This window comes from Nannocystis pusilla, from assembly GCF_020073745.1.
Taxonomy (GTDB): domain Bacteria; phylum Myxococcota_A; class Polyangia; order Nannocystales; family Nannocystaceae; genus Nannocystis; species Nannocystis radixulma.
Genome location: NZ_JAIRAU010000001.1, coordinates 697,644 through 724,001 on the forward strand (window position 1 = coordinate 697,644; position 26,358 = coordinate 724,001).

Here is a 26,358-nt window from a genome sequence, read left to right on the forward strand (position 1 = left end):
CACGATGCGACGCACATTCTCCTTCATCCTCGCTCCATTGGCTTTCGCGGCGCCGCTGCTGTTCGCGTCGGCGGCGACGGCCGCCCCCAGTCTGGCGCCGTGCGGCGAGATCTTCGTCCAGGGCGGCGCCGAGTGTGAGATCTACGTCGGCCCGGTGTGTGAGGGCATGTGTAAGCCGGTGAGCTTCACGGCGGCCTGCGCGGCCGAGTTGCGAGCGGAGTGCGCGGGGCAGTGCAACGCGTCGGGCAGCGTCGAGTGCGTCGGCGGCTGCGAGGCGGATTGCCAGGCCCAGTGCGAGGTCGACCCGGGCGAGTTCAACTGCCATCTCGAGTGCCAGGCCGACTGCGCCGCCAACTGCGACGGGCGCTGCACGGCGGCGGCGAACCACGGGGAGTGCAAGGCGTCGTGCGAGGCGACCTGCTCGGCCGACTGCGACGGGGAGTGCAAGGTGACGCCGCCGCAGGCCGATTGCGAGGCGAAGTGCCAGGCCGCGTGCACCGGCTCGTGCGACGCGCAGGCCAACATCGACTGCCAGGTCGATTGCCAGGCGGGCGGCTATGTCGATTGTCGGGCCGACTACGAGGGCGGCTGCGAGCTGCACTGCCAGCGGCCCGAGGGCGCGCTGTTCTGCGACGGGCAGTTCGTCGACGTCGGCAATCAGCTCGAGGCCTGCGTCGATGCGCTGAAGGCGGTGCTCGAGGTCGAGGTCTACGCCGAGGGCTCGGCCGAGTGCGTCGGCAACACCTGCCACGCCGAGGGCGAGGTCGGGTGCTCGTGCGACGCCGACGGGGCGCCCGGCGGGGCCCTGGCGCTGGTGGGCCTCGGGCTGCTGGCGCGGCGGCGGCGTCGGTCGTGAGTTCGGCGCGGCGCGCCGCGACATGCGTACGCACCGGGCAGGCCGGTGCGTGAGCGATGCGTTCGCGCGAGCGCGCGAATGTTGATTCACCCGAGAAATCGGGAATGCGCTCCGGCGCGCCCCTCACAATGGAGGTGATGCGGCGATTCGCTGCAGAGAGCCGCCGCAGGCCGGGGTCGATGCGGCTCAGCCGCCCATCTGGGCGCGCAGGGCGAGGTTGGCCGGGCGCTTGCCGGCGCGCTCGAGCCAGGCGTTGAGGTTGGGGTACTTCGAGGTGTCGAGCTTGGCCATGTAGAGGCCCCACTCGAGGACGCTCGAGACGTCGGCGTCGACGAGGGTCCACTCCTTGTGGACGATGTTGCCGGCCTCGCCGATGCGGGCGTCGAGGATCCGCAGGTTGTTGTGGATCTCGGCCAGGGCGAGCTCGGCCTGCCTGGCGTTGCGAACCTCGGCGGGGGCCTGCTCGCTGGTGTTGTGCATGTACGTGAACACGGGGGTGCACAGCGAGACCTGCGCCCAGCACAGCCAGGTCAGCGCCTGCATGTGCTCGGGCGAGCCGACCTTCGGCCACAGGCCCTTCTCCGCGCCGTAGCGCTCGCCCAGGTAGATCTGGATGGCGATCGACTCGAACATCGGCTGGCCGTCGATGACGATGGTCGGGATCTTGCCGTTGGGGTTGAGCTTGAGGAACTCCGGGTTCTTCTGGTCGCCCTTCTGCAGGTCGACGAACACCTTCTCGTGGGGGACGCCGAGCTCCTCGAGGGTGAGCTGGACGCGAGCGGCGGAGGACATGGGGTTGAAGTAGAACGTGATCGACATGGGGAGTGTCTCCGCGCCCCTTGTACGCGATAACGCGCGCCGATGCTAGTCTTTTGTTCAGGGGTTTTACGGCGACACCTTCTGCTCGTGCGGGCGCTCTCGCGTGAATGGCGCGGGTCGGCGATTCGCGCTGCGGCGATTGGGCCGAACGATGATTCGCCGCAGTTCGAGCTACGCCGCGGTGCACAGGCCGAGCCCCGCGGGCAAGCAAGCGCCCTGGAATTCCGGGCCGCTCTCCGGCCATGGGCCGCAGGCCGTCCCGGGCAGGGCCGCAGGGCAGGTGTCGGGGCCGTCGAGGTCGCACACCGGCGCGCAGCACCTGGCATCGGTGCAGCCGGGCACCAGCGCCGCGGCGGCGCAAGCAGTGCCCGCGCTGCACCCCCCCGGCGAGGTGCAGGCCTCACCGGCCGCACCCGGCCCCGGTCCAAGACCACACACGAAACGCGGCCAATCGACCTGGATCTGGCACGATTGGCCCTGCGGACAATCCGACGCTCGCGGGTCGCAGGGGAATAGACATACTCCGGCGAATCCGCCGTTGGAGACGCAATGTGAACATTCGTCGGAGCAGGACGGCTCCATCAGCGAGCCCGAGCAGATCTCGTGGCAGCGCAGGCCCTCGGCGGTGAGGAAGCCGTGGCAGACGGCGCCGCGCTCGCACTCGTCGATGATCGACAACTCCTGGGCCTCGCACGGCTCGCCAATCGGCACTGCGGGATCGGCGACCGGCACGCAGCTGGCGCCGACCCACGGGCCGAAGCCCTCGGAGTACGGCTTACACTTCTGTCCCTCGGGACAGGTGTCCTGCCACGGGTCGCACGCGGCTCCCGGCGTGGGCAGGTCGGGCATGACGACGAAGTTGCCGGAGTCGCTCGAGGTCGGCGCGCTCGTGGTGCTGCTCGTGCTCGTCGAGCTCGTGGTCGTCGTGCTCGTGGTCGTCGTGCTCGTCGGGGCGAGCTCGGTCGTCGAGCTCGACGGGGTCGAGCTGGTGGTCGTCGCGGTCGTAGTCGCGGTCGTGGTCGACTCGTTGCTCACCGGGCCGCAGCCGGACGCGAGCGCTGCGAACATCACGGCGACGGCTGGGCGAGCGATCTGCATCGTCGTCGCAGCGTATCGCACCCGGCGCCGGGGCGCTTCACGGCGGGCTTGAGGTGTCCGCGCAAAAAATCGACGCGGAGGTCGCGGCCGCGGGGAGGCCGCGGGGGCGTCGCGCGCACGCCGGGCGCGCGCTGCGACGGGTCGCGTGGGCTCGGCGGCGCGAGAGGCTGGCGGAGCACCCGCGGACGCGGCATCCTGCCTGCCCGCGAGGCGCGCACGGCCGCGGAGGGCGAGGCGCGCGAGACGGCGGGAGGAGACGGACGATGGCCGCGAGCATGCGCAGCCGCAACAATGTGTTCGCCGCGCTGGCGCTCGACCGCGCGAGCGAGCGGCGCGACGACGTCGGGTGGATCGAGGGGCGCAGGGCGGCCGCGTCGACGCGGTTTGCGGTGGTGCGAGCCGACGGCCAGGCGCTGGTCGACGGCGAGCGCCGCGGGCTGCGCTGGCTGGTGGAGGCGGAGCGGGCGAGGTGGCTGGATGCGGCGCCGGTGTGCTTCCTCGGCGAGACCGGCGAGGTGGCCCACTTCGCGGTGCCGTACGCGGGCGAGGAGGAGCCGCTGGCGCGCGAGCTCGGCGGACAGTGGATGGACCTGCGCGCGGCCGGGCTGGCGCTGCCGGCCTTCGACGCCGGGCTGTTCGCGTACGCCCGCGGGCTGCTCCACTGGCAGACGCGGGCCCGCTTCTGCGGCGTGTGCGGCTCGCCGACGACGCTGACCTCGGCGGGCCACCGCGCCCGCTGCAGCGATGCATCGTGCGCCGTCGAGCAGTTCCCGCGCACCGACCCTGCGATCATCGTCATCGTCGGCTGGCAGGACCGCTGTCTGCTCGGCCGCCAGGCGAGCTGGCCTCGCGGGCGCTGGTCGACGCTGGCCGGCTTCGTCGAGCCCGGCGAGACGCTCGAGGACGCGGTCCGCCGCGAGGTGTTCGAGGAGAGCGGGGTCGTGGTCGAGGAGTGCGACTACCACTCGTCGCAGCCGTGGCCGTTCCCCGCTTCGCTGATGCTCGGCTTCACCGCCCAGGCCGCCGGCCCGGAGCTCCACGTCGGCCCCGAGCTCGATGCGGCCCGGTGGTTCACCGCCGACGAGATCGTCCGCTCGCTCGCCGACGGCTCGCTGGTGTTCCCGCCGCCGCTGTCGGTGTCATTCCGTTTGATCGAGCACTGGCTGCGCGAGACGGCCGGGCTCGAGCTGAGCGAACTGGCGGGGCGTTAGAGACCGCAAGCTCGTCGGCGGCGGTCACGGAGCGGCGAACCGTGGCCCCACCGACGGTCGTCATGCGAGACAGGACCTGGCGAAGAATGCTCGGAAAGACATGTTCGTACGAGCATGTCCTTACCAACAGTAGCAGTGGCCAGTGCCAGGCCGGGGCCGTGGACCTCGCCGCGTTGGTTCTCCGGTGACGCATGTATCTGGCCGTGTCCTACCCTGTGCATTCCGGCAAATATCCGTCGAGTTACCTTTTTAAAAACCTTAAACCGATCGGCGGTGCCGCGACACTAACCGATCGTCCGAGGGACGACGACGCGACCCGGAAACGACCGAGGCGCAGCGTCCACCGGCGAGAGAGAGAACACCATGCAGAAGAACACCACCGACACCACCACCCGCGACGACAACGAGCTCACCCTGGTCGACCTCGACGACCTCCGCAGCGCCTTCGGTGGCGAGGCCGCTCCCGCCGGCTCCGAGCTGGCCGCCGTGCCCCCGCCGAAGACCATCATGTGCCCGAGCTGGTGAGCCCCGCTCGTCCACCATTTCCCAACCCCGGGCCAGGACGCACCCCCCCCCGCGTCCTGGCCCTTTTTGCGCCTCCTCGCCGCGCGCCCGCGAGAGTTCGCGGTCGTCGACAATGTCGCGCCGCGCCCCCCGGGCCAGGACCGCCGGTCCTGGCCCTTCGCGCTTTCGGGCCCGGCTCCGCGCTGTCGCACCGCGTGCAATCTGTGACCGTCCCCGCGCGGCGTTGTTTTCAATGCGAGCGGGTGATCGATGCCGCGACGGCGACGAGCTCACCCCGGCAAGCCGTGGATGTGTCCGCCCTGGTGAGCCGCTCGCACCTGGCCGCCTTCGCGACGAGGGCGTCCTCGCCGGGGGCCGTACCAGTGTCTGTGCGGGCGCGTTCAATTGCCCCGGCAAACTTGAGTTCCCACGGGCTCGCAGCGGCGAGAAAGAGTTAATCAGGCGAGCAGGCTGGCGACACTACCGGGGCGTCGAGGGACGACGGAAGCGACCCGGAGCGACCGAGGCGCAGCGTCCACCGACACGAAAGGTTGAAGCCGTGCAGAAGAACATCCTCGCCACCGACACCATCCCCTGCGACATCGAGCTGAGCATCGTCGACCTCGACGACCTGCGCGCCGCCTTCGGCGGCCAGGGCGAGATCGCCGACGCCACCGAGACGGCCGCGGTTCCCCCGCCCAAGACCGTCATGTGCCCGAGCTGGTGATGTCCGTCACCGCGCGGAGGGCCGGGAGCCCGAGGCCCGGCCCTCCGCGCGCCTATCGATCCCCGAATTGGCGACTGATGACTCCATCGATTCCCTGCTGGTGATGATTCCATGGACTCTGCCACGCATGATGTGCTCGCCGCCGCCGTCGCCGCCGTGCACCGCAAGTGCGACGAGATCGTCGCCGACCCGCTGCTCGACCCGGTCCAGAGCGAGCTCCTGCTGGCGTTCTTCGCCCGCGCCCGCGCCCGCAAGGCCAGCCTGATGGCCGACCCCGGGGCGCTGCCGCTGCTCGTCGGCCTGGCCGAGAGCGGCAAGGCCAACGTCGACCTCGCGGCCGGCTGCACCCTCTTCTATATGGCGCTGCGGCTGTTCGACGACGTGTCCGACCACGACCTCGCGGCCCCGTGGGACCCCCAGCGCGCCCCGATCGCCGACAACGCCGCGCTCGCGCTGCACATGGTCGCGGTCGACACGATCGCCGCGGCCGTCCCGGCGCCGCGGGCCGAGGCGGCGCGCCGCTGCCTCCGCCACCACTCGCTGCGCGCCGTGGCGGCCCAGCACCGCGACCTCAGCGGCACGATCGCGGGCGACGAGGCCGGAGTGCGCGCCCACAACGCCGACAAGTCGTCGGTGTTCGCGCTGTCGAGCGAGCTGGCGGCGATCGCCGCCGGCTGCGATTCGGAGCGGGTCGCGGCGCACCGCCGGATCGGCGAGGCGACGGCGGAGATCCGCCAGCTCGCCAACGACCTCCACGACCTGTTCGGCAAGGGCCACAGCCGCGACCTCGAGCGCGAGGTCGTCAGCTACCCGCTGGCGGTGTTCGCCGCCCGCGCCGGCGCGGTCGAGCGGGCCGAGATGGCCCGCCTGCGCGCCGAGCTGCCGGGGAGCCTCGAGGCGATCCGCCGGCTGCTGATCGCCGGCCCGGCGGTGCGCGCCAGCGCGGCGGCGATGGAGGCCGCGCGCCAGCAGGTCCACGGCGAGATCCTCGCGCTGTTCCCCGCCGGCTCGGCGCTCGACCTCCACCGCGTGTTCGTCGACGCCGTCGCCGCCGAGCTGTACCGCCGGCCGCGCGCAGCCTGACCTTTGGAGCATGTCCCCATGACCACGATGCGCCTCCGCGACGAAGTCGGCCTGCAGGTCCGCCACGCCGACCACACCCGGTTCGGCAGCGGCGTGACCGGCCTGGTCGACGCGCTGGTCGCCCGCACCTGCGCGCCGCTGATCGCCCTGGCGCGCCGCGAGGGCCCGGCCCGCCTGGCCCTTCGCAGCGCCGAGTTCATGCCGCGGATCTTCGCCCCCTCGGCGCTCGGCGGGCTGTACGCCGCGCCCGACGTGCTGCGCGAGGACTGCCTCTACCCCGACGCGCGGCGCGTGACCCCGGCGGCGCTGATCGTCCGCGGGCTCGGCCCGGCCGGCGAGGGCTCGCTGAGCCTGCCGCTCGGCAGCGAGGCCGCCGAGCTGGCCGACGTGGTCGGCGCGCTCGAGCGCGGCTGCGGTCGCCCGGCTCGCGGCCTCGGGGCCCGGCTGTGGGACGCGCTGGAGGGCGCCGGTGCTCTGACCCAAGAGCCAGGTGATGACATTGCCCTCGGCGACGGCGTCACCGCGGTCGGCCACGCGACGGTCGCGTGGCAGCACGCTGGCGCGCGGCTGGTGGTCGACCCGTTCGCGGTCCCGCCGCTGCCCGGCGATGTCCAGCGCCCGCTGCCGTGCCGCGCGCTGCGGCCCGACGTCGTGCTGATCACCCACAGCCACCCCGATCACTTCGACCTGCACGCCCTGCTGCGATTCGGCGCCGACACCCCGATCGTGGTGCCGCAGGTCGCGCGCGAGTCGCTGCTCAGCGTCGACATGGCGCTGCGCCTGCGCGAGCTCGGGTTCCGCCGCGTGGTCGCCCTCGAATGGCACGAGTCGCTGCAGGTCGGGCCGTTCCGCGTGGTCGCGCTGCCGTTCTTCGGCGAGCAGCCGACGTCCGGCGAGTTCCTCCACCCCGAGGCGCGCAACCGCGGCAACACTTACCTCGTCGAGGCGGGCGGGCGGCGGATCGCCTGCATCGCGGACGCCGGCGCCGACGCGGCCGGCGACACCGTCGCGCTGGCCCGCGCGGCCGCGCAGCAGCACGGGGCGCTCGACCTGCTGTTCGGGGGCTACCGCGCCTGGCGCCTGCACCCGATCGAGCTGCTCGGCACCTCGGTGGCGCGCTACCTGCTGCAGGTCCCGCGCGCCCAGTGGGAGGTGCGCCAGCAGCTCATGCACGACGCCGACGACCTGCTCGCCACGGCGATCGCCTGGGGGGCGCGCGCCGTGGTGCCCTACGCCAACGGCGGGGCGCCGTGGTTCGCCCGCCTCGGCCTCGGCCCGCACGGCGACGACGACCCCGAGTTCGACCCCGACCTGGCCACGGTCACGCAGGCGGCCGCCCGCGTCGCCCGGCCGCCGACGATCCACGCCCTGCGCCCGGGCGAGCGGATGGAGAGCTTCGCATGAGCTACGACGACGACAATTACTTGCCCGGCGGCGAGACCCTCGCGGGCGCGCGCAAGCGGGTGCTGATCGGCGTGCTGGCCGAGCGCGAGCTGGCGCGGCAGAACCTCGAGCTGCCGGCCGAGCGGGTGCAGGAGGTGGCGCGGTGGTTCCGGGCGCGCTTCGACCTGACCACGCGCGCCCGCACCGAGGCGTTCCTGGCCCACGCCGGGCTGACGCCGGAGCGCTTCACCGCGCAGATGCGCGAGCTGGCGACGCTCGACGCGATCGAGCGCCGATTCGTCGCCACGATCGACGCCCGCCTGCCCGAGCACCGGCGCCTGGCGACGATCCGCGACTTCCTGCTGCGCCAGGAGGAGCGCTGACATGCCCGCCCCCGAGCTCGCGCTGTGCCCGGCGGCGGTGGTCCGGGTGGCCGCGTTCCCGCTGAGCCGCGTGCAGGCGCTGGCCGAGCCGGAGCTGGCGGCGCGGGCCCGCGAGGCTAGCCCGAAGGACATGTCCGGGTGGACATCCTACTGCGAGGTTTACGCGGCGGCGGTCGAGCGCACGCGGGCGACGCTGTGGGCCGGCACCGCCGACGACCCGGCGTTCATGCGCGCGCTGACCCTCGGCAACCCGGAGCTGGCGCGCAGCGTGGCCGGCACGGCCCGGGCGCCGCGGAGCAAGCGGGTCCGCCACCGCGAGACCTCGCTGTACCGCCATCTGGCGCGCGCGGTCGCCCGGCCCGAGCCGAACGGGATGTGGGCCGGGGTCGCGCTCGCGCGGGTGGGCGAGGGCGAGGGCGTGACCTGCGAGCCGGCCGCGGCCCGCTGCGCCTTCGCCCCCGACCTCGGGGTGTTCGCGGCGATGCTCGCCGCCCTGGCCGCGCGCCCGGACTACCGCGCGCGCGCCCGCTTCAAGCTCAACCCGACGCTCCGGGTCGACGCCGGGGGGGTGGCCTTCCGCCTGCCGCACGACGCCGGGCTGCGCCGGGTCCCGCCGGCGCCGGCGCTGACGCGGGCGATCGCCGCGCTGCGGGCCGCGGCCGCGACCGTCAGCTGCGACGAGGCCGCGGCCGTGCTCGCGGCGGCCGGCTTCCCGGCGCCGGCGCGCGCCGGGGTGGTCGACCTGCTCGTCGCCCAGGGCGTGCTCGTCGGCGGCCTGCGCTTCCCGACCCGCTTCACCTCGCCGTGGGACGCGCTCGAGCAGGCCGCGGGCGCGCTCTCGCCCGGCGAGGCCGCGCCATGGCGCGCCGCCGCGCGCGACCTGCAGGCGCAGTGCGACGCGCTGAGCGAGAGCGCCCTCGGCATGACGCCCGCCGCGCTGGCGGAGGCGCTGGCGGGCGCGGACGCGCGCGTGGCCGCGCTCGCCGAGGCGCTCGGGCTGGGCGACATCGAGCGCCCGCGCGCCGCCCTGCGCTGCGACACCACGGCGCCGCTCGCCATCGCGCTCGGGCGCGACGTGGCGGCGACGATCGGCGCCGCCGCGGCCGAGCTGTCGGCCTTCACCGCCGGGCTCGGCATGGGCGGCGCGCTCGGCCCCGCGCTCGTCGACCGCTGGCTCGGCGGCGCCGGCCGCGACCTCGCCGGCTTCGAGCCGCCGGCGCTGCTGCGCGACCAGGTCACGCTCGCCACCTGGGAGGGTCTCGGGGAGGAGCTCGGCCCGGAGCTGGCCGCGCGCGCGGCCGCCTGGGCCGATCGCCTCACCGGGACCGACGCCGAGGAGCTGGTCACGCCGGCGCTGCCGCCCGGCGGCGGCGACACGCCGCTCGGGTGCCTGCTGTTCACGATCGGCCGCGCGCCGACGATCGCTGGCGGTTCGCGGTCCGGCGAGCGCATCGACGCCGGCCGGCTCGTCCTGCGCGGCCTCGTGCGCGACGCCACCCCCGCGTTCGCCCGCTGCGCCGGGCTGCTCGAGCCGAGCGGCGGCGCGGTCACGCGGTGGTTGTGCGCCCAGTACGAGCGGGTCGCTGCGGTCACCGGCGTCGACCAGGCCGCTCTCGGCTTCGCCCACGCCTGTCCCAACGTACAGGCGAGCCCGCGCTTCGTGCCGCACCTCGTCGACGTGTGGGCGGCCGAGAGCGAGGCCGTCGACCTGCGCGGCGCGAGGGTCGAGCGCGACGTACGGACCGGCGCGCCGGTGTGCGTCGTGCCCGGGCGGGCGCGGCCGCTGGCGATCCACAGCTTCACCGCAGCGCAGCCGCCGGACGACCCGTGCCAGTACCTGCTGCTGGTCTCGTCGATGCGCACGCCGCCGCAGATCCCCCGCGGCGATCGGCTCGGCTTCCGCGCCGAGGTCGAGTCGCGGCGGCACAGCCCGCGCGTGCGCCTGCCCTGCGGCGCGGTCGTCCGCACGCGCCGCAGCGTGCTCGTCGGCGACGACCTGCGCGCGCTCGTCGGCGCCGCGCCCGGGCCCGCGCGGTTCGCCGTGTGGCAGCGGCTGGCGCGTGAGCGCGGCTGGCCCGAGTTGGTCCTGGTCCACCGCGACGGCGAGCCGCCGCTGCTGGTCCCGCGCGACGCCCCGCTGGCCGTCGAGGCCATGTCCGAAGGAGCAGGTGGGGTCACCTGCATCACCGTCGAGGAGTTCATCGATGACGCCTGGATCTCCACCGCCTGCGGCGAACGCCACGTCGCCGAGCTCGCATTGTCCGTGGTGCGCCCCGCGCTGCTCGAGCGACTCGGAGCCGCGGTGGCTGCAGGTCAACGTCTCGCTGACTGCGCGTGACGGCAGCTGGCGGCCCTCGGAGCGGGCGCTCATGCGCCGCATCGACCGCGCCGAGCCGCTGCTGCGGGGCGCGGGGACCGACTCGCTGTGGTTCGTGCGCAAGCCGCCGGGCCTGCGCCTGCGCCTCGGCGGGCCGCTCGGGCCGCGGCTGAAGCCTGTCCTCGAGGACATCCTCGTCGGCGCGCGCGACGACGGCGACGTCGCCGAGTGGTTCTACAGCGCCTACGAGCCCGAGACCTACGACCTCGGCGGCCCGGGCGCGACCGCGGCGGCGCACCGCTACTTCGACGCCGACACCCGGCTGTACCTCGCGCGCGAGCGGCTGCTCGTGATCGGCGGGGTCGCCCTCAGCCCGGCGACCCAGTGCCTGGCGGTGCTCGCCGATCTGTTCGCGCGCTGCACCGGCGATCACGGCGAGGCGTGGGACGTGTGGTGCAACCTCGAGAAGCTGTACGCCGACGTCGAGGCGCCGGCGCTGACGCTCTCGCCGGTGTCGCTGGCGGGGCTGCGGCGGCGGGCCGGCACCGCCGAGGCGCACCTCCTGAGCGCGCACGAGGCGGCCAACATCGCCTATGCCGCCGAGCTCGACGGCCTGTGGCGGCGCGGCGAGCTGCTGTGGGGCCGCCGGGCGATCTTGCCGGCGATCGCCGCCTTCGTGTGGAACCGCCACGCCGTGCCCGCCGCCACCATCGCCGCCTGCGTGCGCGCCATGGTGGTCGCCCACAACCCCAAGCGGGGCCTCGTCGGCCTCGCCCCCGACCCGGTCCGGTGAGTGCCATGTCCGTCGCCGTCCCCTTCATCCCCCAGACCACCGCCGCCGACTGCGGCGCCGCCTGCCTGGCGATGGTGCTCGCGTTCCACGGGCGCAAGGTCGGGCGGGACAATGTCCATATGGCGCTCGGGACAGGTCGAGACGGTGCCTCGGCGCTGGCGGTCCTCCGCGCCGCCGAGCAGTACGGCCTGGTCGGCCGCGGCGTCCGCCTGCCCGCCGCCGCCGCCGCCAAGCTGGCCCCGGCCAGCGTGCTGCACTGGGAGGGGAAGCACTTCGTCGTGCTCGAGCGGGCCGAGGCCGGCCGGGTCGTGCTCGTCGACCCCGCACGCGGGCGCTGCGCGCTCGACGCCGCCGCGTTCGCCCGCGGCTTCTCCGGGCTCGCGCTCGAGCTGTCCCCGGGGCCAGATTTCACCCTCGCCCCGGTGCGCCCGCCGTCGCCGACGTGGGCGGCGCTGCGCGGCTCGCTGCGCGCGAGCGGCGTGCTCGGGCGGCTCGCGCTGGCCTCGGGCGGCCTGGCCGCGCTGTCGCTGGCCGGGCCGCTGTTGATCTCCCACCTCGTCGCGCGCGCCGGCGCCGGCGACCCGGGGCTCGGCGCGTGGGGCCTGGTCGTGCTGCTGTTCGCGTTCGGCCAGCTCGTCAGCTTCGTCGCCCGCGAGCGCCTGCTGTCGCGCCTGCGCCTGCACCTCGACCGCGAGCTCGCGCGCGGCCTGTTCGCCCACCTCGTGCGCCTGCCGTGGGGCTTCTTCGCCCTGCGCCCGAGCAGCGACCTCGCGCTGCGGTTCGCCGCGCTGGTCCCGGTGCGCCAGCTGCTCGCCGCCGTCGCCGCCGCGCTGCTGACCGACGGCGCGCTCGTGATCCTCTACCTCGCCGTCCTGTCCTTTTGGTCATGGCCGATGGCCCTGGCGGCGATCGCCCTGTCGCTCGTGCAGGTGCTCGTGGCCGTGCGCGCGCGGGCCCTCGGCGAGCGCCTGTCGGCGCGCCAGATCGCCAGCCAGGCCCAGGCCCAGGGCTACCAGTGGCGCGCGCTCGCGGCCCTGCCTGCCCTCAAGGCCATGGGCAGCGAGGGCGTCGCGCTCGGCCGCTGGCACCAGCTCCACGCCGAGGCCCACGCCGCCGAGGCCGAGCGCGACCGCCACGGCGCCGGCGTCGACGGCGTGCTGCACGCCTTGCGCGTCGCCACCCCGCTGCTGCTGGTGTGGTTCGGCGCGACCCAGGTCGCGAGCGGGGCGCTCGAGCTGGGGCCGATGCTCGGCAGCACCTACCTGGCGATGAGCTTCCTCGCCCCGATCGGCAGCCTCGTCGCCTCGCTCGGCCGGCTGCCGCAGATCGCCGGGCACATCGAGCGCATCGACGACGTCCTGCGCGCTGCGCCCGAGGTCGCGCCCGCCGGGGCGCACGCGCCCGCCACGATCGCCGGCGCGATCGCCCTCGACAACGTCAGCTTCGCCTACGACGCCCACAGCCCCGCGGTCGTGCGCGACGTGAGCCTGTCCTTGCGGCCAGGCGAGCGCCTGTGCCTGGTCGGTCGCAGCGGCGCCGGCAAGTCGAGCCTGGCCGCGCTGCTGCTCGGCCTCGTGCGCCCGACGTCGGGGGCGATCGCCGTCGACGGCGTGCCGCTCGAGCGCCTCGACCTCGACGCACTGCGCCGCTGCACCGGCGTCGTCACCCAGAGCGCGGCCCTGCTCGACGGCACGATCCGCGACAACATCGTCCTCGGCGCGCCCGGGGCCGACGAGGTCGACATCATCGCCGCCGCCCAGGTCGCAGCCGTGCACGACGACATCCTCGCCATGCCGATGGGCTACGCCACCGTGCTCGTCGACGGCGGCGCCAACCTCTCGGGCGGCCAGCGCCAGCGGATCGCCCTCGCGCGCGCGCTGGTCCGCCGCCCGAGCCTGCTGCTGCTCGACGAGGCGACCTCGGCGCTCGACCCCGCGACCGAGGCCGAGGTGCTCGGCAACCTGGCCAACCTCGGCTGCACCACGATCATGATCGCCCACCGCCCGAGCGTCGCCGCGATGTGCGACCGCGTCGCGGTGCTCGAGCGCGGGCGGCTCGTCGAGCTCGGGGCGCCGGCCGAGCTGCTGGCGCGCGACGGGGCGTACCGGGCGCTCATGCGGGTGTGAGGCGAGATGTGAGGTTATCCAAGCGACATGTCGAAAGAGACATGTCCTTTGAATAACACCTCGACGGCCGCCCGCGGCGAGGTCATCGGCCGCGGAGCGCTCGCTCGCGGCGGATCAGGTAGGCGAGCGGCCCGAGCGAGCCGAACGCCAGCGTGACCGCCAGGTAGGGCACGACGCCGAGCCCGTGCTTGCGCGCGTCGACCAGCATCCAGCTCATGATCATCAGCAGCGCGAGCGTCAGGTCGACGCCGGTGAGGATCCCCGGCCACGTCGAGAACAGCTCGACGAACATGCCGACGTAGCCGTGGTTGGCGACCACGTAGGCGCTGAGGGCGAGGAAGTCGAGGGCGAGGACGGCGAGGACGATCTGGCGGGTGTTCATGCGATGATTTCCTTTCGTGCCGGTCCATGAGCAACCGGCGTGCCAGCGCCGATACGGCGGCGCGGCGCGGCTCAGGGGCCGTCGCGCCGCGGTCGACGTTGCAGCGCTGCAACACGCGTTGCGGCGCTGCACCCTCGCGGTGCAACCCGCCCCCACCGCGGTGTGTCGATCGCGCTCGGTGGCGCGGACGAGTTCGCGGCCGGGCGAGCCCGTGTCGCTCGCGCGAGCCTTTGCCGGTGCAGGAGCTCGCCCCCTCGCGCGGACTCGGCGCCTGGACGCCGCTGGCACGCCGCGTGCTCGAGCGACCCGCGTGATCGTCCGGCCCCGACTCGCCTATAGTCGCCTCCGCGCCCTCCAGCTCGAGCCGATCGGAGCCGACCCCGTGCCCTCAGCGTCGCCCTCGCCACCGTCCACGCGCCGCGCCTGGTATGGCGCAGTCCTCGGCTTCGGCGCCGGGCTGTTCGACTTCCTGCTCCTGCGCCTCGTCGGCGTCGACGTCTCGCCCGTCGTCGTCGGCTTCTTCGCCGTCACCTTCGCCGGCTTCGGCTACGCCATCGGCCTCCTGCTCGACGCCCGCGACCGCCTGCGGGCCAGCGCGGCCGCCCTCGAGGACAGCCACCGGCGCGCCGCCCACAGCGAGAAGCTGGCGGCGATCGGTCGCCTCGCCGCCGGCGTCGCCCACGAGGTCCGCAACCCGCTCGGCGTGATCCGTTCGTCCGCCGCGCTTGTCCTCGAGGACATGCCTGAGGGGACAGACAATCACCGGGCCGCGCGCTTCATCGTCGAGGAGGTCGACCGCCTCAACGCCGTGGTCACCGCGCTCCTCGACTACGCGCGGCCGCTGGCGCCGCGGCGGCAGCCGGTCGAGCTCGTCGACCTCGTCGCCGCCGTCGAGCCGCTGGTGCGCGACGCCCTGCGGCCCAAGCGCGGCCGCCTCGCGGCCGCCGGGGGCGACGGCTCGGCGCTGCGCGGCGACCCCGACCTGCTGGCGCAGCTGGTCTACGGGCTCGCGCTCAACGCCGCCGAGGCGATCGGCGACGGCGGCTGCATCGAGCTGCGGCTGCGCCGGCGCGGCGACGCGGTCGAGTTGCTGGTGCGCGACGACGGCCCCGGCGTCACCCCCGAGCACGCCGCGCGGCTGTTCGAGCCCTTCTTCACCACCAAGAGGACCGGCACCGGCCTCGGCCTGGCCACCGCCGCGCGGATCGCCGAGGCCCACGGCGGCGCGCTCGAGCTGGTCCCGGGCGGCGGCCTCGGCCCCGACGGCCGCGGCGCCTGCTTCTGCGTGCGCCTGCCGGAGGCCGCATGACGGCCGCGCAGATCGCCGTCGTCGACGACGAGCCGCGCATGGCGGAGATCCTCGCCATGCTGCTGCGCCGCGACGGCCACAAGGTCGACGTGTTCCCCGGCGCCGACGCCTTCTTGCGCGCGCTCGCCGAGCAGTCGTACGACCTCCTGCTCACCGACCTGATGATGCCCGGCGTCGACGGCCTCGAGCTGCTGCGGCGCGCGCGAGCTGTCTCTCCGGACATGCCGGTGGTCCTCGTCACCGCGCACGCCAGCGTGCCGAGCGCGGTCGCGGCGATCCGCGACGGCGCGTTCGACTTCGTCGAGAAGCCGTTCGACAACGACGCCTGCCGCGCGCTGGTCCACCGCGCCTTGCAGGTCCGCGCGCTCACCCGCGAGAACCGGCGCCTGCGCGCCGCCCTGCAGCGCGCCGGCTCGCCCGACATCATCACCTTCAGCCCGGCCATGCGCGAGGTCCTCGACCTCGCCGCCCGCGCCGCCCGCAGCCGCGCGACCGCGCTCGTCACCGGCGAGAGCGGCACCGGCAAGGAGCTGGTCGCGCGCACGATCCACGACCACAGCGACCGCGCGCTCGGCCCCTTCGTCGCCGTCAACTGCAAGGCGTTCGCCAGCGGCGTCCTCGAGAGCGAGCTGTTCGGCCACGAGCGCGGCGCCTACACCGGGGCCGCGGGCGCCCGCGCCGGCGTGTTCGAGCGCGCCGGCGGCGGCACCCTGTTCCTCGACGAGATCGGCGAGGTCGACCTCGACTTCCAGGCCAAGCTGCTGCGCGCCCTGCAGACGCGCGAGGTCCTCCCGGTCGGCGGCACCAGGGCCAGGGCCGTCGACGTGCGGATCGTCGCCGCCACCAACCGCGACCTGCGGGTCGAGGTCGCCGCCGGCCGCTTCCGTGAGGACCTGTACTTCCGCCTCGCCGTGATCCCGATCCGCCTGCCGCCGCTGCGCGAGCGGCCCGAGGACGTCCTGCCGCTCGCCAACCACTTCCTCGCCCGCTTCGCCGCCGAGCTCGGGCGCGAGTTCGTCGGCTTCCACCCGACCGTCGAGACATGGCTCAAGGGACATCCGTGGCCGGGCAACGTGCGCGAGCTCGAGAACCTGGTCGAGCGGGCCGCCGTGCTCGCGCGCGGCGAGGTCATCACCCGCGACGACCTGCTGCTCGAGGCGACCGCGCCCGCGCCCGCGAGCGGCGACCCCGACGACGCGCTGCCGCTGCAGGCCCACCTCGACCGCGCGGCGGCCAGGCGGATCCGCCTCGCCCTCGCGCGCGCGCAGGGCCGGCGCAACGACGCCGCCGCCGAGCTCGGGGTCGAGCGGACCACGCTGTACCGCCTGATCAAGAAGTTCGGCCTCGAGGTCGAGTGAGCGATCGCCTCGGGGTTCGCCGTTCGTTCGCTCGCTCGACGCGGACGGACGTCGGTGCACACTTGCCGACCTCTGACCTCTGGAGGAACGAGTCATGTCGACGCTCGCCGCGCTTCTTTGCACCCAGACGATCCTGCTCACCGCGCCGGCGGTGACGACGCCCGCGCCCGACGGTGCGGACGTGGCCGGCGAGCTCCGCATGCGCGAGGGCTGGTGCGCCGCCCCGTCGTACGCCGGCCCGTGGTACTGCCTCGCGCGCTGCACCGAGTCCACCGTGTTCTATGTGGCCGACGAGGAGCCGCTCGTCCTCACCGGCGACTGGGAGGCCATGCAGGCCGACTGTTACTCGACGGCGAGGGAATTCTGCAGCTCGGCGCTCATGCAATACCTCGATCGGTCGTGCCTCGGCGGGGCCGTCGGGGACTGAGCGGCCCGGGCGACGGGGGCCGCGGCGGCAGCGAGCGGGTGAACGTCGCTCGCTCACGTCGCATACGCGGCGCGCGATTCGTGGTCACGGCGTTTCGTGTGATCGCCGATTGATCACCGGTTCTCAGCATTCACCGTTCGTACTTTGTCCCGTCGACAATCACCAGAGCGCGCGCAGCGGCGCGCCGGGCGATAACTCCCGTTGATCGGGGCCTTCGCGTTTGGAAGCATCCGGGGCCGCCGTACTCCCTGCGGCGCGAAAGGACCCCCTAGCGATGCCGTCCCTCAATCAATTCGCGTACATCCCCGGCAGCACGAACTATCAGTTCGGGCACAACTCGATCCCCAACATCGCCATCACCGGCGCGCCGGCCGACGCCAACCTGGCCCGCTGGGCGATGCTGCACGACAACGCGGCCTATCGGCTGTATTGCTTCAAGGGCAGCAGCCGCGACGCGATCTACCAGTTCGGCTTCAACGGCTCGACCTACGCGTTCGGCCACAACTCGATACCCGAGCTGCGGCTCGAGGGTTTCCCGGCCGACGTCGACCCGAGCAGCTTCTCGATGTTGCACGACGGCGCCGACTACCGGCTGTACATGCGCCGCCTCGGGTTCCGCCAGACGCTGTACCAGGCCGCGTGGGTCCCGGGCACCAACGTCTACCGCTTCGGCCACAACTCGATCCCGCAGATCCCCGTGCTCGAGTTCCCGCTCGACACCGACTGGTCGCGCTGGGGCATGCTGCACGACGGCGCCAACTACCGCTTCTACGCGTTCAAGCTCGGCAGCAACACGCAGCTCTACCAGGGCGCGTTCAACCGCGCGAGCACCAGCTACCAGTTCGGCTTCGACTCGATCCGCGAGCTGACCCTCGTCGGCACCCCGTCGAACAGCGACACCGGCAGCTTCGCCATGCTGCACGACAACAGCGCCTATCGCTTCTACTTCCAGACCCGCTGAGCCGCCGCGCGTGCTACCCTGGTCGCCGGCATGGACGACCTCGACGCCTACGGCCGCGACTACGTCCCGCAGGCGCCGGCCGCCGTCGCCGACCACGGCATTCGCAGCGGCGACCGCTACGTCGCGCAGCACGACCTGCTGCGCGCCGTGGCGACCGCCGCCTCCGGCGCCGAGGCCGACGTGCAGCTCGGCGTCGACCCGGGCACCTTCTACTGCGCCGACCAGCTCGCCAACCTGATCGCGCTGGCCGGCGAGCCCGCGTTCACCGGGGTCCTCACCGGCTTCATCCACGTCCCGCCCGATCGCGCCACGGGGCCGGTCGCGGCCGCGGCTGCGCACCTGCACCCGCGCGGCGACGGCCTGCAGCAGTGCGCGCGGGTGGTCGCCGCGGCGCTGCGCGAGCTGTCCGAAGAGACATCCGAGCCGACGATCGTGCTGACCGCATTCGGGCCGTTCGCCGGGGTCGCCGACAACCCCACCGCCGCGTTCGTCGCCGATCTCGCCAGCCTCGACGCGGCCGCGCAGCTGGCCGCGCCCGAGCTGGCGCTCGCAGGGCGCGAGCGGCTGGCGACGGCGACGCTGCACCGCTACGCAGGCGCGTCGCGCACGCTCACGCTGGCGACGACGGTGCTGCCGCTGGCGGCCACCGCCGCGGACGCGCTGGCCGGGCGCTACTTCGACACCGACGCCACCGCGGCCAATTTTCACCGCGCGCTCGCGCCGGTGCTGGCGGTCCGCCGGCCCGCGGCGATCATCAGCCTCGGCGTCGACAGCGGCCAGGTGCTGCGACCGGCGCGCCCGGCCTTCCGCGTCGAGACCCAGACCCGCGGCTTTCACCACGACGGCCGGCGCGGCCGCACCGCGAGCGACGACTACCGCCGCCACCTCGAGCTGGCCCGCGTGTTCCTGCAGGCCCGAGCGCGCGGCGACGGGCCGCTGCGATTCCTCCGTCGCTGAACCCGACGCGACCCTCGCCGGTGAAACCGATTGTCGTCACCGGGGCGGTGATCGATGCGCCGGGCCCCGCACGTCGACGGGACCGATCGACAGCACGGGGACTGATGGGAGCGGGGCGGATGATGTGATCGCGTGCGAATCGCGGCACAGGCCGGATTCGCATGACCCGTCCCCGCAGGAATCACGCGACCCCGCGCGAATCACAGCCCCGCGAGCGCGAGGGCGACGCACACGAACAGCACGCCGAGCTCGATGCGCGAGCACGCCGCGGCGGGCAGGCGCTCGCGGACGCGGCCGCCGGTGACGTTGCCGGCGAGGATGGCGAGCGCGAGGGCGGCCGAGAGCAGCGCGGTCTCGCCGGTGACGAGGCCGCCGAGGCCGTACGCGGCGATCCGGCCGAGGTGCATGGCGACGGCGGTGGCGGCCGCGGTGGCGACGTAGGCCGCGCCCGTGAGCCCGGCGGACTGCAGGAAGGCGCCCACGGCCAGGCCGGCGCTGCCGGTCGTCGCCGCGACGGCGCCGATGGCCGCGCCGGCGGGCACCAGCGCGGCCGCAGGCGGGCGCGGCATCCACCAGCCGAGCGCCCGCGCCAGCGCCAGCGCGCTCGTCAACACCAGCAGGACCTGCAGCAGCCAGGTCGGCATGGCGACCACGAGCAGGCCGCCGAGCGCGCTGCCCGGCAGGGCGCCGAGCGCGAACGGGGCGGCCACCCGCCGGTCGACGTCCCGGCGACCCACGGCCCAGCGGTGCAGGTTGCCGACCAGCAGCGCCGGCGAAGACAGCGCCAGCGCCTCGGCCGGGCTCGTCTGCAGCGACAGCGCCAGCACCAGCAGCACCCCGCCGCCGAGGCCGGCGACGGTCGTCAGCCACCCCGCGACCCAGCCCAGCACCAGCAACAGCCCGAACTCCACGGCAGACCCTCCTGAGCCTGGTCTAGTGCCCCCAGGGTCATCCGCCCAATCGAATCTTCGGAAGGCTGCTATAAAAATCGCTGATGATCGACGAGCTCCGCCACTTCCTGCTCATCGTCGAGCTCGGCACCTTCACCGAGGCCGCCCGTCGCGCGCACCTGTCGCAGCCGGCGCTCACGGCCTCGATCCAGCGCCTCGAGGCGGCTCTCGCGGCCCGGTTGTTGATCCGCGGCCCCGGCGGGGCGACGCCGACGGCCGCCGGGGCGGCGCTGGTGACGCGGGCCCGCGCCGTGCTGGCGGCGCTCGACGACGCGAAGCGGGCGGTGGCGGAGATCGAGGGCCTGCACGCGGGCGAGGTGCGGGTCGGCGCGGGCGCGACGGCGTGCACGTACCTGCTGCCGCCGACGCTGGCGGCGTTCCGCGCCGAGCACCCGGGCGTGCACTTCCTGCTGCGCGAGGCCAACACCGACGACGTGCTCGACGCGCTGCACCGCGGCGACCTCGACCTCGGCGTGATCACCACCGACCGCGGCGAGCCGTGGTTCGTCGACGAGCTGATCCTGGTCGCCGCGCCCGACCTGCGCGACCCGGCCCACGCGCCGTTCGTGACGTTCGCCCGCGGCACGACCTCGCGCGAGCTGCTCGAGCGCCATTTTCCCGATGCGGAGATCGTGATGGAGCTCGGCAGCATCGCCTCGGTCAAGGGCAACGTGCGCGCCGGCATTGGCGTCGCCCTCGTCAGCCGCGCCGCCGCCCGCCACGATCTGTCGCAGCGCCGCCTGGTCGAGGTGCCGCACCCGCTGACCCCGATCGCCCGCCCGCTCCACCTGGTCCACCGCGGCGTCGATCGCCTGCCGCCCGCCGCGGCCCGCCTGCGCGAGCTGCTGCTGGCTCACCCGCCCGACCGCCCGCCGGCTCGCTCCGGCAGCGCGCGCTGAGCTCGAGGGTCGAGCGTGCCGACGAAAGCCGCGACTTCGGACAGCAGGACAATTTCACCGCGGCGAAAGGGCATCGAGCCGCGTGAGTGTGACGAGCGGGCGCCGTCCTCGTCGAGTCCGACAAAGAGAATCGCACCTCGATGCGCCGGTCGTGCGGGGCCCGTGCGAGCATACGCGTGCGAAGCGATGCATCGCTCGACGGTCGCCCCGGAGGTCGCGGTGATGCATGGCCCGGGCGGCCGCCGCAGGTGAAGCCCGGGCAGCACCCGCGCCGCCGACCAGGGGTGCAGCGAGGTCGCGTGGCTCACGCTGCGCGGCGACCCGAGGCTCGAAGTGAAATGTCCTTATGGTCATGTCAATTCGGGTATGTCATCGCGCTTGCGCGGCGGGCTCCGTCTGGTCGACACTGCCGCCGTGTCGCGCAAGTTGCTCCTGATCGGCGTCGTCGTGGGGTTGGTCGCGCTGCTGCTCGAGCTCTGGTGGCGGCAGCCCGGCGGGCCGCCGGTCGCGGACCCGGCCGCGGCGGGGTCCGACAAGAAGGCGCGGCAGGCCGAGATCGCGCGGGTGCGGGCGGAGGCGCGGGCGCGCGGCGAGGTCGACATCTCGCCGTGCTCGGCGGCGGGGCGGGTGGTCGACGCCGCCAGCGGGCGGGGGATCGCCGGCGCGCTGGTGCTCCTGCGGCCCAAGGGGCTGGCCCGCCCGATCGGGCCCGGCGAGTCGGGCGCGCCGCTCACCGTCCGCACCGACGACGGCGGCGACTGGTCGGTGCCGCTGGTCGCCCCGGGTCACTACATCCTCAGCGCCTCGGCCGCGGGCTATCTACCGGCTGTCCGTAACGACCTGTCGCTCCAGTCAGGTGCGGCCAACGCCGGCCTCGACCTGGCGCTCGCCCCCGGCGGTCACGCGCTGCGCGGCACCGTCAGCGACATCGGCGGCGGGCCGGTCGAGGGCGCGATCGTGGCGATCGATCGCCAGGGCGAGGGCAACCTGATCCAGTTCAGCCGCGCCTCGTTCCCGGCGGTCAGCGACGCGGAGGGGAAATTCGCGGTGCAGGTCAGCGACGGCGTGTATCAGGTCAGCGCCTGGCACGCCGACTACACCGGCGACGGCGAGACGGTCGACGTGGCCGGCGGGCCGCGCTCGGTCGAGCTGCGGCTGGTGCCGGCGGCGACGGTCGAGGGCACGGTGCGCGGCGTCCCGGGCGACGCGCCGGTCGAGGGGGCGATCGTCAGCGCCGGCGAGTTCGGCGGGTTCGGCGGGGTCTCGGCGGTCAGCGACGCGCGCGGCAATTTCCGCCTCGTCGGGCTGTCCTCCGGAGCGCACGCGCTGTGGGCCGCGGCGGCCGGGCACGCCTCGCGCGAGCCGACGAAGATCGAGCTGGGGATCGGCGAGGCGCTCACCGGGGTCGAGGTCCGCGTCGAGCGGGCCTTCAAGATCTCCGGCTTCGTCGTGCCGAAGGACGACCCGCGCAAGGCCCTCGACGGCGTGATGGTCGGCGCGTTCTCGCTGACGCCGATGGCCCTGCGCCCGGCCACCGGCCCGAGCGCGGTCGACGGCTACTTCGAGGTGTTCGGCGTGCGACCGGGGACCTACACGCTCGGCTCGATCGCGGAGCAGGCGCTGCCGGAGATCCTCGGCGGCCCGTCGGTCACGATCGCCGACGCCGACGTGACCGGGGTGATCGTCGAGCTCGACCGCGGGGTCGAGCTGCGCGGGCGCGTCGAGCCGCCGACGCCGGCCGCGGTGTCGCTGACGCTCGCCGACGAGGAGGCCGGCTTCATGTCGGTGCTCGCCAGCCTCGGGAACATGTTCGTGCGCAGCCGCGCCGACGCCCGCGGCGAGTTCGCGCTCAAGCCGGTCAAGCCGGGCAAGCTGCGCGTGATCGCCGAGGCGCCCGACGGCAGCCGCGGCCAGCTCGACGTCGAGGTCGGCGAGCGCGGCGCTTCCGGCCTGGTGGTGGCGCTCGAGCCGCGGGCGACGATCACCGGCCGGGTCGTCGACGCCCGCGGCGCGCCGCTGAAGGGCGGCAGCGTGCAGATCCAGGCGATCAAGCCGCGCGACGAGGGCGGGGGGTCGTTCACGTTCTCCGCCGGGGGCTCGCCCGACCGCCACCCGATCGCGGAGGACGGCACGTACACGGCGCGCGGGCTCGACGGCGGCGAGTACGAGCTGCGGGTGCTCGACCGCGCGGGCAACGTGATCCGCTGGGATGTCCCTGCGGACAGGTCGTACGAACCGGCGCGCAAGACCATCGCGGCCGCGGTCGTGACGCCGGGGGTCGACCTCGCGGTCGAGGTCCGCGACGGGGTGCTGCGCGGGGTGGTGCTCGACCCGAGCGGCGCGCCCGCGGCCGACGCGTGGATCACCGCGGCGCCGGAGCAGAAGGACGCGGCCGAGGCGATGTTCCACCGCCCCGAGGCGGCGAAGGCGAACGAGAAGGTCGGGCTCGTGCCGCAGCCGCCGAAGGACCCGGCGGAGCAGGGCGGCGCGTCGATCTTCGCCGGGCGCGGCGAGCCGGTGCTGTCGGGCGAGGACGGCCGGTTCGAGCTCACCGGCCTGGCCCGCCGCCCCTACACGCTGCGCGCCGAGGGGCTCAAGGGCAGCGCGCGCGTCGAGCTCGCCGGGGTGTCCCCGGGGACAGACGTGCGCCTGCAGGTGGTGCCGCTGGCCGAACTGACGGTGACGGCCCGCGCAGAGGGCAAGGCGGTGCCGCGCTACGAGCTGCACGTGACCTACCACCGCCCGAACGGCGGGACCTCCAACGACCAGGAGACCGTCGACAGCGCCGAGGGCAGGACGCACCTCGACCACCGCGACCCAGGCAAGTACACGCTGATCGCGGTGGCCGACGCGGGCCGCCGCGAGCACGAGCTCGAGCTGAAGCCCGGCGAGCGCGCCGCGGTCACGCTCGACCTGCAGCCGTGGGGCAAGCTGCGCGGGGTCCTGCTCGACGGACGCACCGGGCAGCCGCTCTCCGGGGTGAAGGTGATGGCGATGGGCAAGGGCATGCGGACCGGCGACATGCTCGGGACGCTGCTCGGCAAGGGCCCGCGCACCGACGCGACCGGTCGCTTCGAGATCGGTCACATCGCCGCCGGCGAGGGCGAGCTGCAATTCATCGACAGCGACCTGCTCGACCGCAGCCAGGTGGCGACGGCGAAGTACTCGCTCGAGCCCGGGGCGGAGAAGGACCTGGGGACGGTGGCGGGGGTGGCGGTCGTCAAGGTGCCGAAGGACCAGCGCGGCGAGCTCGGGCTGCGAACCCGCCTGGCGACCGAGGCGGGCCGCCCGCGACCCCTCGGCGAGACGCCGCCGCCGCTGACCGAGAAGGAGGACCCGAAGGCGCCGAAGCGGCTGTGGATCGAGGCGGTGACGATCGACGGGCCGGCCGACAAGGCGGGGGTGCTGCCAGGCGACGAGGTGGTGGCGGTCGACGGGACTGCGGTCACCAGCCTGGCGCCCGAGGGGGCGGAGCGGCTGCTGTCGAGCTTCAACATCCGCGGGGGACAGAGCGTGACGCTCGAGCTGGACCGCGCGGGCAGCCGGCAGACGGTCACGTTCGAGGCGGCGGAGCGCAAGCCGAGATGACTCCGCTCGAGGCCGTGCGACGAACTTCTCCGCTTCGGCAACGCGGGGCCGTGCGACGAACTTCTCCGCTCCGACAACCTGAGGCCGTGCGACGAACTTCTCCGCTCGACACCCTGAGGCCGTGCGACGAACTTCTCCGCTTCGGCAACGCGGGGCCGTGAAGACCTGGGAGGGGCGGGGCGGGGGTGGCGAGAACGGGTCCCTCGCGACGCGAGACCTGCCATGCCAGATGCTCGACGCGGAGTGGTCGATGGGGCATGTCCGAAGAGTCATCCCGCGTCTGCGCGTCAGGCATGGGGCCCCTCGCTGCGTCCCATTCTCGCCACCCCCGCCCCGCCCCGCGACGATCGTCGTGGGCCCCGCTTCTGTGTGGGCAGAGAGCTCGTGCCGACGCTGAGTGACGCGAGAGATGCTCGACGCGGAGTGGTCGATGGGGCATGTCCGAAGAGTCATCCCGCGTCTGCGCGTCAGGCATGGGGCCCCTCGCTGCGTCCCATTCTCGCCACCCCCGCCCCGCCCCGCGACGATCGTCGTGGGCCCCGCTTCTGTGTGGGCAGAGAGCTCGTGCCGACGCCGAGTGACGCGAGAAGAGCTCGATGCGGAGTGGTCGATGGGGCATGTCCGAAGATTCATCCCGCGCCTGCAGCCCTCGCTGCGTCCCATTGCGTCCCATTCTCGCCACCCCCGCCCCGCCTCGCGACGATCGTCGCGGGCCCCGCTTCTGTCTGGGCAGAGAGCTCGTGCCGACGCTGAGTGACGCGAGAGATGTTCGACGCGGAGTGGTCGATAGGGCATGTCTGAAGAGCCATGCCGCGTCTGTCTCGCTCGTGCGGACGGGCCCGCGGAAGCCCTTGCTCGCGCGAGTAGCAGAAAGGTCGTAGGGACATGTTTTTTGAGACATGTCCTTGCTCGCAGCAGAACTCAGACGCTCTTGCCGTCGTAGTGGTTGACGGCGAGCTTGGCGACGTCGACGTCATCGAGGCAGCGGACGTTGACGGCGACCATCTCGGTGCCGTCGGGGCCGACGCCGCGGCCGAAGGAGCGGACGCCGCAGGTGTTGCAGAACAGGTGGTGGATGGTCTTGCTGGCAAAAAGGTAGTCGGTGAGGTCGGCCTCGCCGGAGGTCAGGCGGAACTCGGTCCTGGGCACGAAGGCCAGCAGGACGCTGGTCTTGCCGCAGATGCTGCAGTTGCAGGAGAGGACGGGCTGGCCGAGGTCGACGTTGACGTCGTAGCGGACCTTGCCGCAGTGGCATCCGCCGGAGTGCTTGCTTGCTTGGGTCATGGCGAGATCCTCCTGTCGCGGGCGGGCCGCGTATTGTAGAAATGCGACACGACGATGCGCCGCGCAAGCACGCGCCCGGGAGGGGTCCTTCATCCGCACGCGGCACGCGCTCACTTCCAGCTGGTGCGCCACGCCCCGGCGGACGACCTGTCGCCGTGGATCGAGCGCCACTGGACGGTCCGCTGGGACCTGCGCGGGCGCCCGCCGCACGTGCAGGAGACGCTGCCGCACCCGTGCGTGAACCTGACGATCACGGAGCACGGCGCGGCGATCCACGGCTGCGAGACGCGGCGCTCGGGGGTGCAGCTGATCGGCGAGGGCAGGGTGTTCGGCACGAAGTTCCGCCCGGGGGCGTTCTTCCCGTTCCTGGGCCGGCCGCTGTCGCAGCTGACCGACCGCAGCGCGCCGCTGCGCGAGGTGTTCGGCCCCCGCGCCGACGAGCTCGCCGCCGGCGTGCTCGCGGTCGACGACGAGGCGGCGCAGATCGCCCTGGTCGAGGCGTTCCTGCGCGAGCTCTCGCCGCGGCGCGACGCGGGGGTCGACCGGGTGATCGAGGTGGTCCAGCTGGCGCTCGACCGCCCGGCGGTCGCCCGCGTCGAGGACCTCGCCGAGCTGGCGCAGATCCCCGCCCGCACGCTGCAGCGGCTGTTCCGCCGCTACGTCGGCGTCGGCCCCAAGTGGGTCATCCGCTGCTTCCGCCTCCACGAGGCCGCCGAACGCCTGGCCGCCGGCCGCGTCCTCGACGGCGCGAGCCTGGCCGCCGAGCTCGGCTACTTCGATCAAGCCCACTTCATCCGCGACTTCAAGGCGCTGATCGGCAGCGCCCCGAGCGAGTACGCGGCCCGCTGCGCCGCCCAGGCCGCAGCAGGCACTTTTCCCGAAAGCGGCGCGACGACCGGCATCACGATCCTCTGAGGTGCTCGGACCCGGCGCGAGGGGCACA

23 protein-coding genes are annotated in these 26,358 nt (G+C 73.9%); 18 read left to right on the top strand and 5 right to left on the bottom strand.

Translation table 11 applies throughout. From position 1 onward, the window contains the following. The first annotated feature begins 4 nt into the window (after window positions 1-4). Complete coding sequence (locus tag K7C98_RS02760) at window positions 5-856, top strand: MYXO-CTERM sorting domain-containing protein (protein ID WP_224189918.1); 852 nt, start codon at window positions 5-7, stop codon at window positions 854-856. Between the two features lie 186 nt (window positions 857-1,042). On the opposite strand, the gene K7C98_RS02765 is transcribed toward K7C98_RS02760, so the two are convergent. Next, window positions 1,043-1,675 carry a glutathione S-transferase family protein gene (locus K7C98_RS02765; protein ID WP_224189919.1) on the bottom strand — a complete coding sequence of 211 codons (633 nt, stop codon included), beginning with the start codon at window positions 1,673-1,675 and terminating at the stop codon, window positions 1,043-1,045. Window positions 1,676-1,846: 171 nt separating this feature from the next. After that, on the bottom strand, window positions 1,847-2,773 hold the full coding sequence (locus K7C98_RS02770) for a hypothetical protein (protein WP_224189920.1): 927 nt from the start codon (window positions 2,771-2,773) through the stop codon (window positions 1,847-1,849). A gap of 275 nt (window positions 2,774-3,048) precedes the next feature. Here K7C98_RS02770 and nudC point away from each other — a divergent pair, with 275 nt between their 5' ends. The 9 genes from nudC to K7C98_RS02815 all read left to right on the top strand — a co-directional run bounded on the left by nudC (window position 3,049) and on the right by K7C98_RS02815 (window position 13,300). Continuing rightward, window positions 3,049-3,984, top strand: a complete 936-nt coding sequence (gene nudC / locus K7C98_RS02775; protein ID WP_224189921.1) for an NAD(+) diphosphatase — start codon at window positions 3,049-3,051, stop codon at window positions 3,982-3,984. A gap of 363 nt (window positions 3,985-4,347) precedes the next feature. Further along, window positions 4,348-4,509, top strand: a complete 162-nt coding sequence (locus K7C98_RS02780) for a hypothetical protein (RefSeq protein ID WP_224189922.1) — start codon at window positions 4,348-4,350, stop codon at window positions 4,507-4,509. 538 nt (window positions 4,510-5,047) lie between these two features. Then, a complete protein-coding gene (locus tag K7C98_RS02785; protein ID WP_224189923.1) occupies window positions 5,048-5,215 on the top strand; it encodes a hypothetical protein in 168 nt (55 codons plus the stop codon). 111 nt (window positions 5,216-5,326) lie between these two features. Further along, window positions 5,327-6,298, top strand: a complete 972-nt coding sequence (locus tag K7C98_RS02790; protein WP_224189924.1) for a hypothetical protein — start codon at window positions 5,327-5,329, stop codon at window positions 6,296-6,298. 18 nt (window positions 6,299-6,316) lie between these two features. Then, window positions 6,317-7,702 carry an MBL fold metallo-hydrolase gene (locus K7C98_RS02795; protein ID WP_224189925.1) on the top strand — a complete coding sequence of 462 codons (1,386 nt, stop codon included), beginning with the start codon at window positions 6,317-6,319 and terminating at the stop codon, window positions 7,700-7,702. Further along, window positions 7,699-8,064: a hypothetical protein gene (locus K7C98_RS02800; protein ID WP_224189926.1), complete on the top strand. Its 366-nt coding sequence runs from the start codon at window positions 7,699-7,701 to the stop codon at window positions 8,062-8,064. Before K7C98_RS02795 ends, K7C98_RS02800 begins: the two co-directional genes overlap by 4 nt. 1 nt (window position 8,065) lies before the next feature. Continuing rightward, complete coding sequence (locus K7C98_RS02805; protein ID WP_224189927.1) at window positions 8,066-10,402, top strand: lantibiotic dehydratase; 2,337 nt, start codon at window positions 8,066-8,068, stop codon at window positions 10,400-10,402. After that, window positions 10,389-11,174 (top strand): thiopeptide-type bacteriocin biosynthesis protein, encoded by a 786-nt coding sequence (locus tag K7C98_RS02810; protein ID WP_224190596.1) that lies wholly within the window; start codon window positions 10,389-10,391, stop codon window positions 11,172-11,174. The genes K7C98_RS02805 and K7C98_RS02810 overlap by 14 nt, the downstream gene beginning before the upstream one ends. Before the next feature lie 5 nt (window positions 11,175-11,179). Next, complete coding sequence (locus tag K7C98_RS02815; RefSeq protein WP_224189928.1) at window positions 11,180-13,300, top strand: peptidase domain-containing ABC transporter; 2,121 nt, start codon at window positions 11,180-11,182, stop codon at window positions 13,298-13,300. An 82-nt stretch (window positions 13,301-13,382) separates the two neighbouring features. On the opposite strand, the gene K7C98_RS02820 is transcribed toward K7C98_RS02815, so the two are convergent. Continuing rightward, window positions 13,383-13,682 carry a hypothetical protein gene (locus K7C98_RS02820; RefSeq protein ID WP_224189929.1) on the bottom strand — a complete coding sequence of 100 codons (300 nt, stop codon included), beginning with the start codon at window positions 13,680-13,682 and terminating at the stop codon, window positions 13,383-13,385. A 382-nt stretch (window positions 13,683-14,064) separates the two neighbouring features. Between K7C98_RS02820 and K7C98_RS02825 the strand changes: the two genes are divergently transcribed. From K7C98_RS02825 to K7C98_RS02845, 5 genes are all read left to right on the top strand, one after another. Further along, the gene (locus tag K7C98_RS02825) at window positions 14,065-14,991 is read left to right on the top strand and encodes a sensor histidine kinase (RefSeq protein ID WP_224189930.1); all 927 of its coding nucleotides are present in this window, start codon (window positions 14,065-14,067) and stop codon (window positions 14,989-14,991) included. Further along, the gene (locus tag K7C98_RS02830) at window positions 14,988-16,349 is read left to right on the top strand and encodes a sigma-54-dependent transcriptional regulator (RefSeq protein WP_224189931.1); all 1,362 of its coding nucleotides are present in this window, start codon (window positions 14,988-14,990) and stop codon (window positions 16,347-16,349) included. Before K7C98_RS02825 ends, K7C98_RS02830 begins: the two co-directional genes overlap by 4 nt. A gap of 94 nt (window positions 16,350-16,443) precedes the next feature. Then, window positions 16,444-16,776, top strand: a complete 333-nt coding sequence (locus K7C98_RS02835; protein WP_224189932.1) for a hypothetical protein — start codon at window positions 16,444-16,446, stop codon at window positions 16,774-16,776. A 274-nt stretch (window positions 16,777-17,050) separates the two neighbouring features. Further along, complete coding sequence (locus tag K7C98_RS02840) at window positions 17,051-17,737, top strand: hypothetical protein (RefSeq protein WP_224189933.1); 687 nt, start codon at window positions 17,051-17,053, stop codon at window positions 17,735-17,737. 30 nt (window positions 17,738-17,767) lie between these two features. Continuing rightward, window positions 17,768-18,694: a hypothetical protein gene (locus K7C98_RS02845; protein ID WP_224189934.1), complete on the top strand. Its 927-nt coding sequence runs from the start codon at window positions 17,768-17,770 to the stop codon at window positions 18,692-18,694. A 200-nt stretch (window positions 18,695-18,894) separates the two neighbouring features. On the opposite strand, the gene K7C98_RS02850 is transcribed toward K7C98_RS02845, so the two are convergent. Continuing rightward, entirely contained in the window at window positions 18,895-19,605 is a 711-nt protein-coding gene (locus K7C98_RS02850; RefSeq protein ID WP_224189935.1) for a TSUP family transporter, read from the bottom strand. 83 nt (window positions 19,606-19,688) lie between these two features. On the opposite strand from K7C98_RS02850, the gene K7C98_RS02855 reads away from it, so the two are divergent. After that, complete coding sequence (locus K7C98_RS02855; RefSeq protein ID WP_224189936.1) at window positions 19,689-20,543, top strand: LysR substrate-binding domain-containing protein; 855 nt, start codon at window positions 19,689-19,691, stop codon at window positions 20,541-20,543. A gap of 414 nt (window positions 20,544-20,957) precedes the next feature. After that, window positions 20,958-24,131, top strand: coding sequence for a carboxypeptidase regulatory-like domain-containing protein (locus K7C98_RS02860; RefSeq protein ID WP_224189937.1), 3,174 nt, complete (start codon window positions 20,958-20,960; stop codon window positions 24,129-24,131). 921 nt (window positions 24,132-25,052) lie between these two features. On the opposite strand, the gene K7C98_RS02865 is transcribed toward K7C98_RS02860, so the two are convergent. Beyond that, on the bottom strand, window positions 25,053-25,415 hold the full coding sequence (locus K7C98_RS02865) for a GFA family protein (protein WP_224189938.1): 363 nt from the start codon (window positions 25,413-25,415) through the stop codon (window positions 25,053-25,055). A 54-nt stretch (window positions 25,416-25,469) separates the two neighbouring features. On the opposite strand from K7C98_RS02865, the gene K7C98_RS02870 reads away from it, so the two are divergent. Then, window positions 25,470-26,330: a helix-turn-helix domain-containing protein gene (locus tag K7C98_RS02870; protein ID WP_224189939.1), complete on the top strand. Its 861-nt coding sequence runs from the start codon at window positions 25,470-25,472 to the stop codon at window positions 26,328-26,330. Window positions 26,331-26,358 lie beyond the last annotated feature (28 nt).

Excerpts from the sequence above, each read along its gene's own strand:
- K7C98_RS02760 (WP_224189918.1), top strand. The coding sequence starts at position 5 with ATGCGACGCACATTCTCCTTCATCCTCGCTCCATTGGCTTTCGCGGCG.
- K7C98_RS02765 (WP_224189919.1), bottom strand. The coding sequence starts at position 1,675 with ATGTCGATCACGTTCTACTTCAACCCCATGTCCTCCGCCGCTCGCGTC.
- K7C98_RS02770 (WP_224189920.1), bottom strand. The coding sequence starts at position 2,773 with ATGCAGATCGCTCGCCCAGCCGTCGCCGTGATGTTCGCAGCGCTCGCG.
- nudC (WP_224189921.1), top strand. The coding sequence starts at position 3,049 with ATGCGCAGCCGCAACAATGTGTTCGCCGCGCTGGCGCTCGACCGCGCG.
- K7C98_RS02780 (WP_224189922.1), top strand. The coding sequence starts at position 4,348 with ATGCAGAAGAACACCACCGACACCACCACCCGCGACGACAACGAGCTC.
- K7C98_RS02790 (WP_224189924.1), top strand. The coding sequence starts at position 5,327 with ATGGACTCTGCCACGCATGATGTGCTCGCCGCCGCCGTCGCCGCCGTG.
- K7C98_RS02795 (WP_224189925.1), top strand. The coding sequence starts at position 6,317 with ATGACCACGATGCGCCTCCGCGACGAAGTCGGCCTGCAGGTCCGCCAC.
- K7C98_RS02800 (WP_224189926.1), top strand. The coding sequence starts at position 7,699 with ATGAGCTACGACGACGACAATTACTTGCCCGGCGGCGAGACCCTCGCG.
- K7C98_RS02805 (WP_224189927.1), top strand. The coding sequence starts at position 8,066 with ATGCCCGCCCCCGAGCTCGCGCTGTGCCCGGCGGCGGTGGTCCGGGTG.
- K7C98_RS02815 (WP_224189928.1), top strand. The coding sequence starts at position 11,180 with ATGTCCGTCGCCGTCCCCTTCATCCCCCAGACCACCGCCGCCGACTGC.
- K7C98_RS02820 (WP_224189929.1), bottom strand. The coding sequence starts at position 13,682 with ATGAACACCCGCCAGATCGTCCTCGCCGTCCTCGCCCTCGACTTCCTC.
- K7C98_RS02830 (WP_224189931.1), top strand. The coding sequence starts at position 14,988 with ATGACGGCCGCGCAGATCGCCGTCGTCGACGACGAGCCGCGCATGGCG.
- K7C98_RS02835 (WP_224189932.1), top strand. The coding sequence starts at position 16,444 with ATGTCGACGCTCGCCGCGCTTCTTTGCACCCAGACGATCCTGCTCACC.
- K7C98_RS02840 (WP_224189933.1), top strand. The coding sequence starts at position 17,051 with ATGCCGTCCCTCAATCAATTCGCGTACATCCCCGGCAGCACGAACTAT.
- K7C98_RS02845 (WP_224189934.1), top strand. The coding sequence starts at position 17,768 with ATGGACGACCTCGACGCCTACGGCCGCGACTACGTCCCGCAGGCGCCG.
- K7C98_RS02855 (WP_224189936.1), top strand. The coding sequence starts at position 19,689 with ATGATCGACGAGCTCCGCCACTTCCTGCTCATCGTCGAGCTCGGCACC.
- K7C98_RS02865 (WP_224189938.1), bottom strand. The coding sequence starts at position 25,415 with ATGACCCAAGCAAGCAAGCACTCCGGCGGATGCCACTGCGGCAAGGTC.
- K7C98_RS02870 (WP_224189939.1), top strand. The coding sequence starts at position 25,470 with ATGCGCCGCGCAAGCACGCGCCCGGGAGGGGTCCTTCATCCGCACGCG.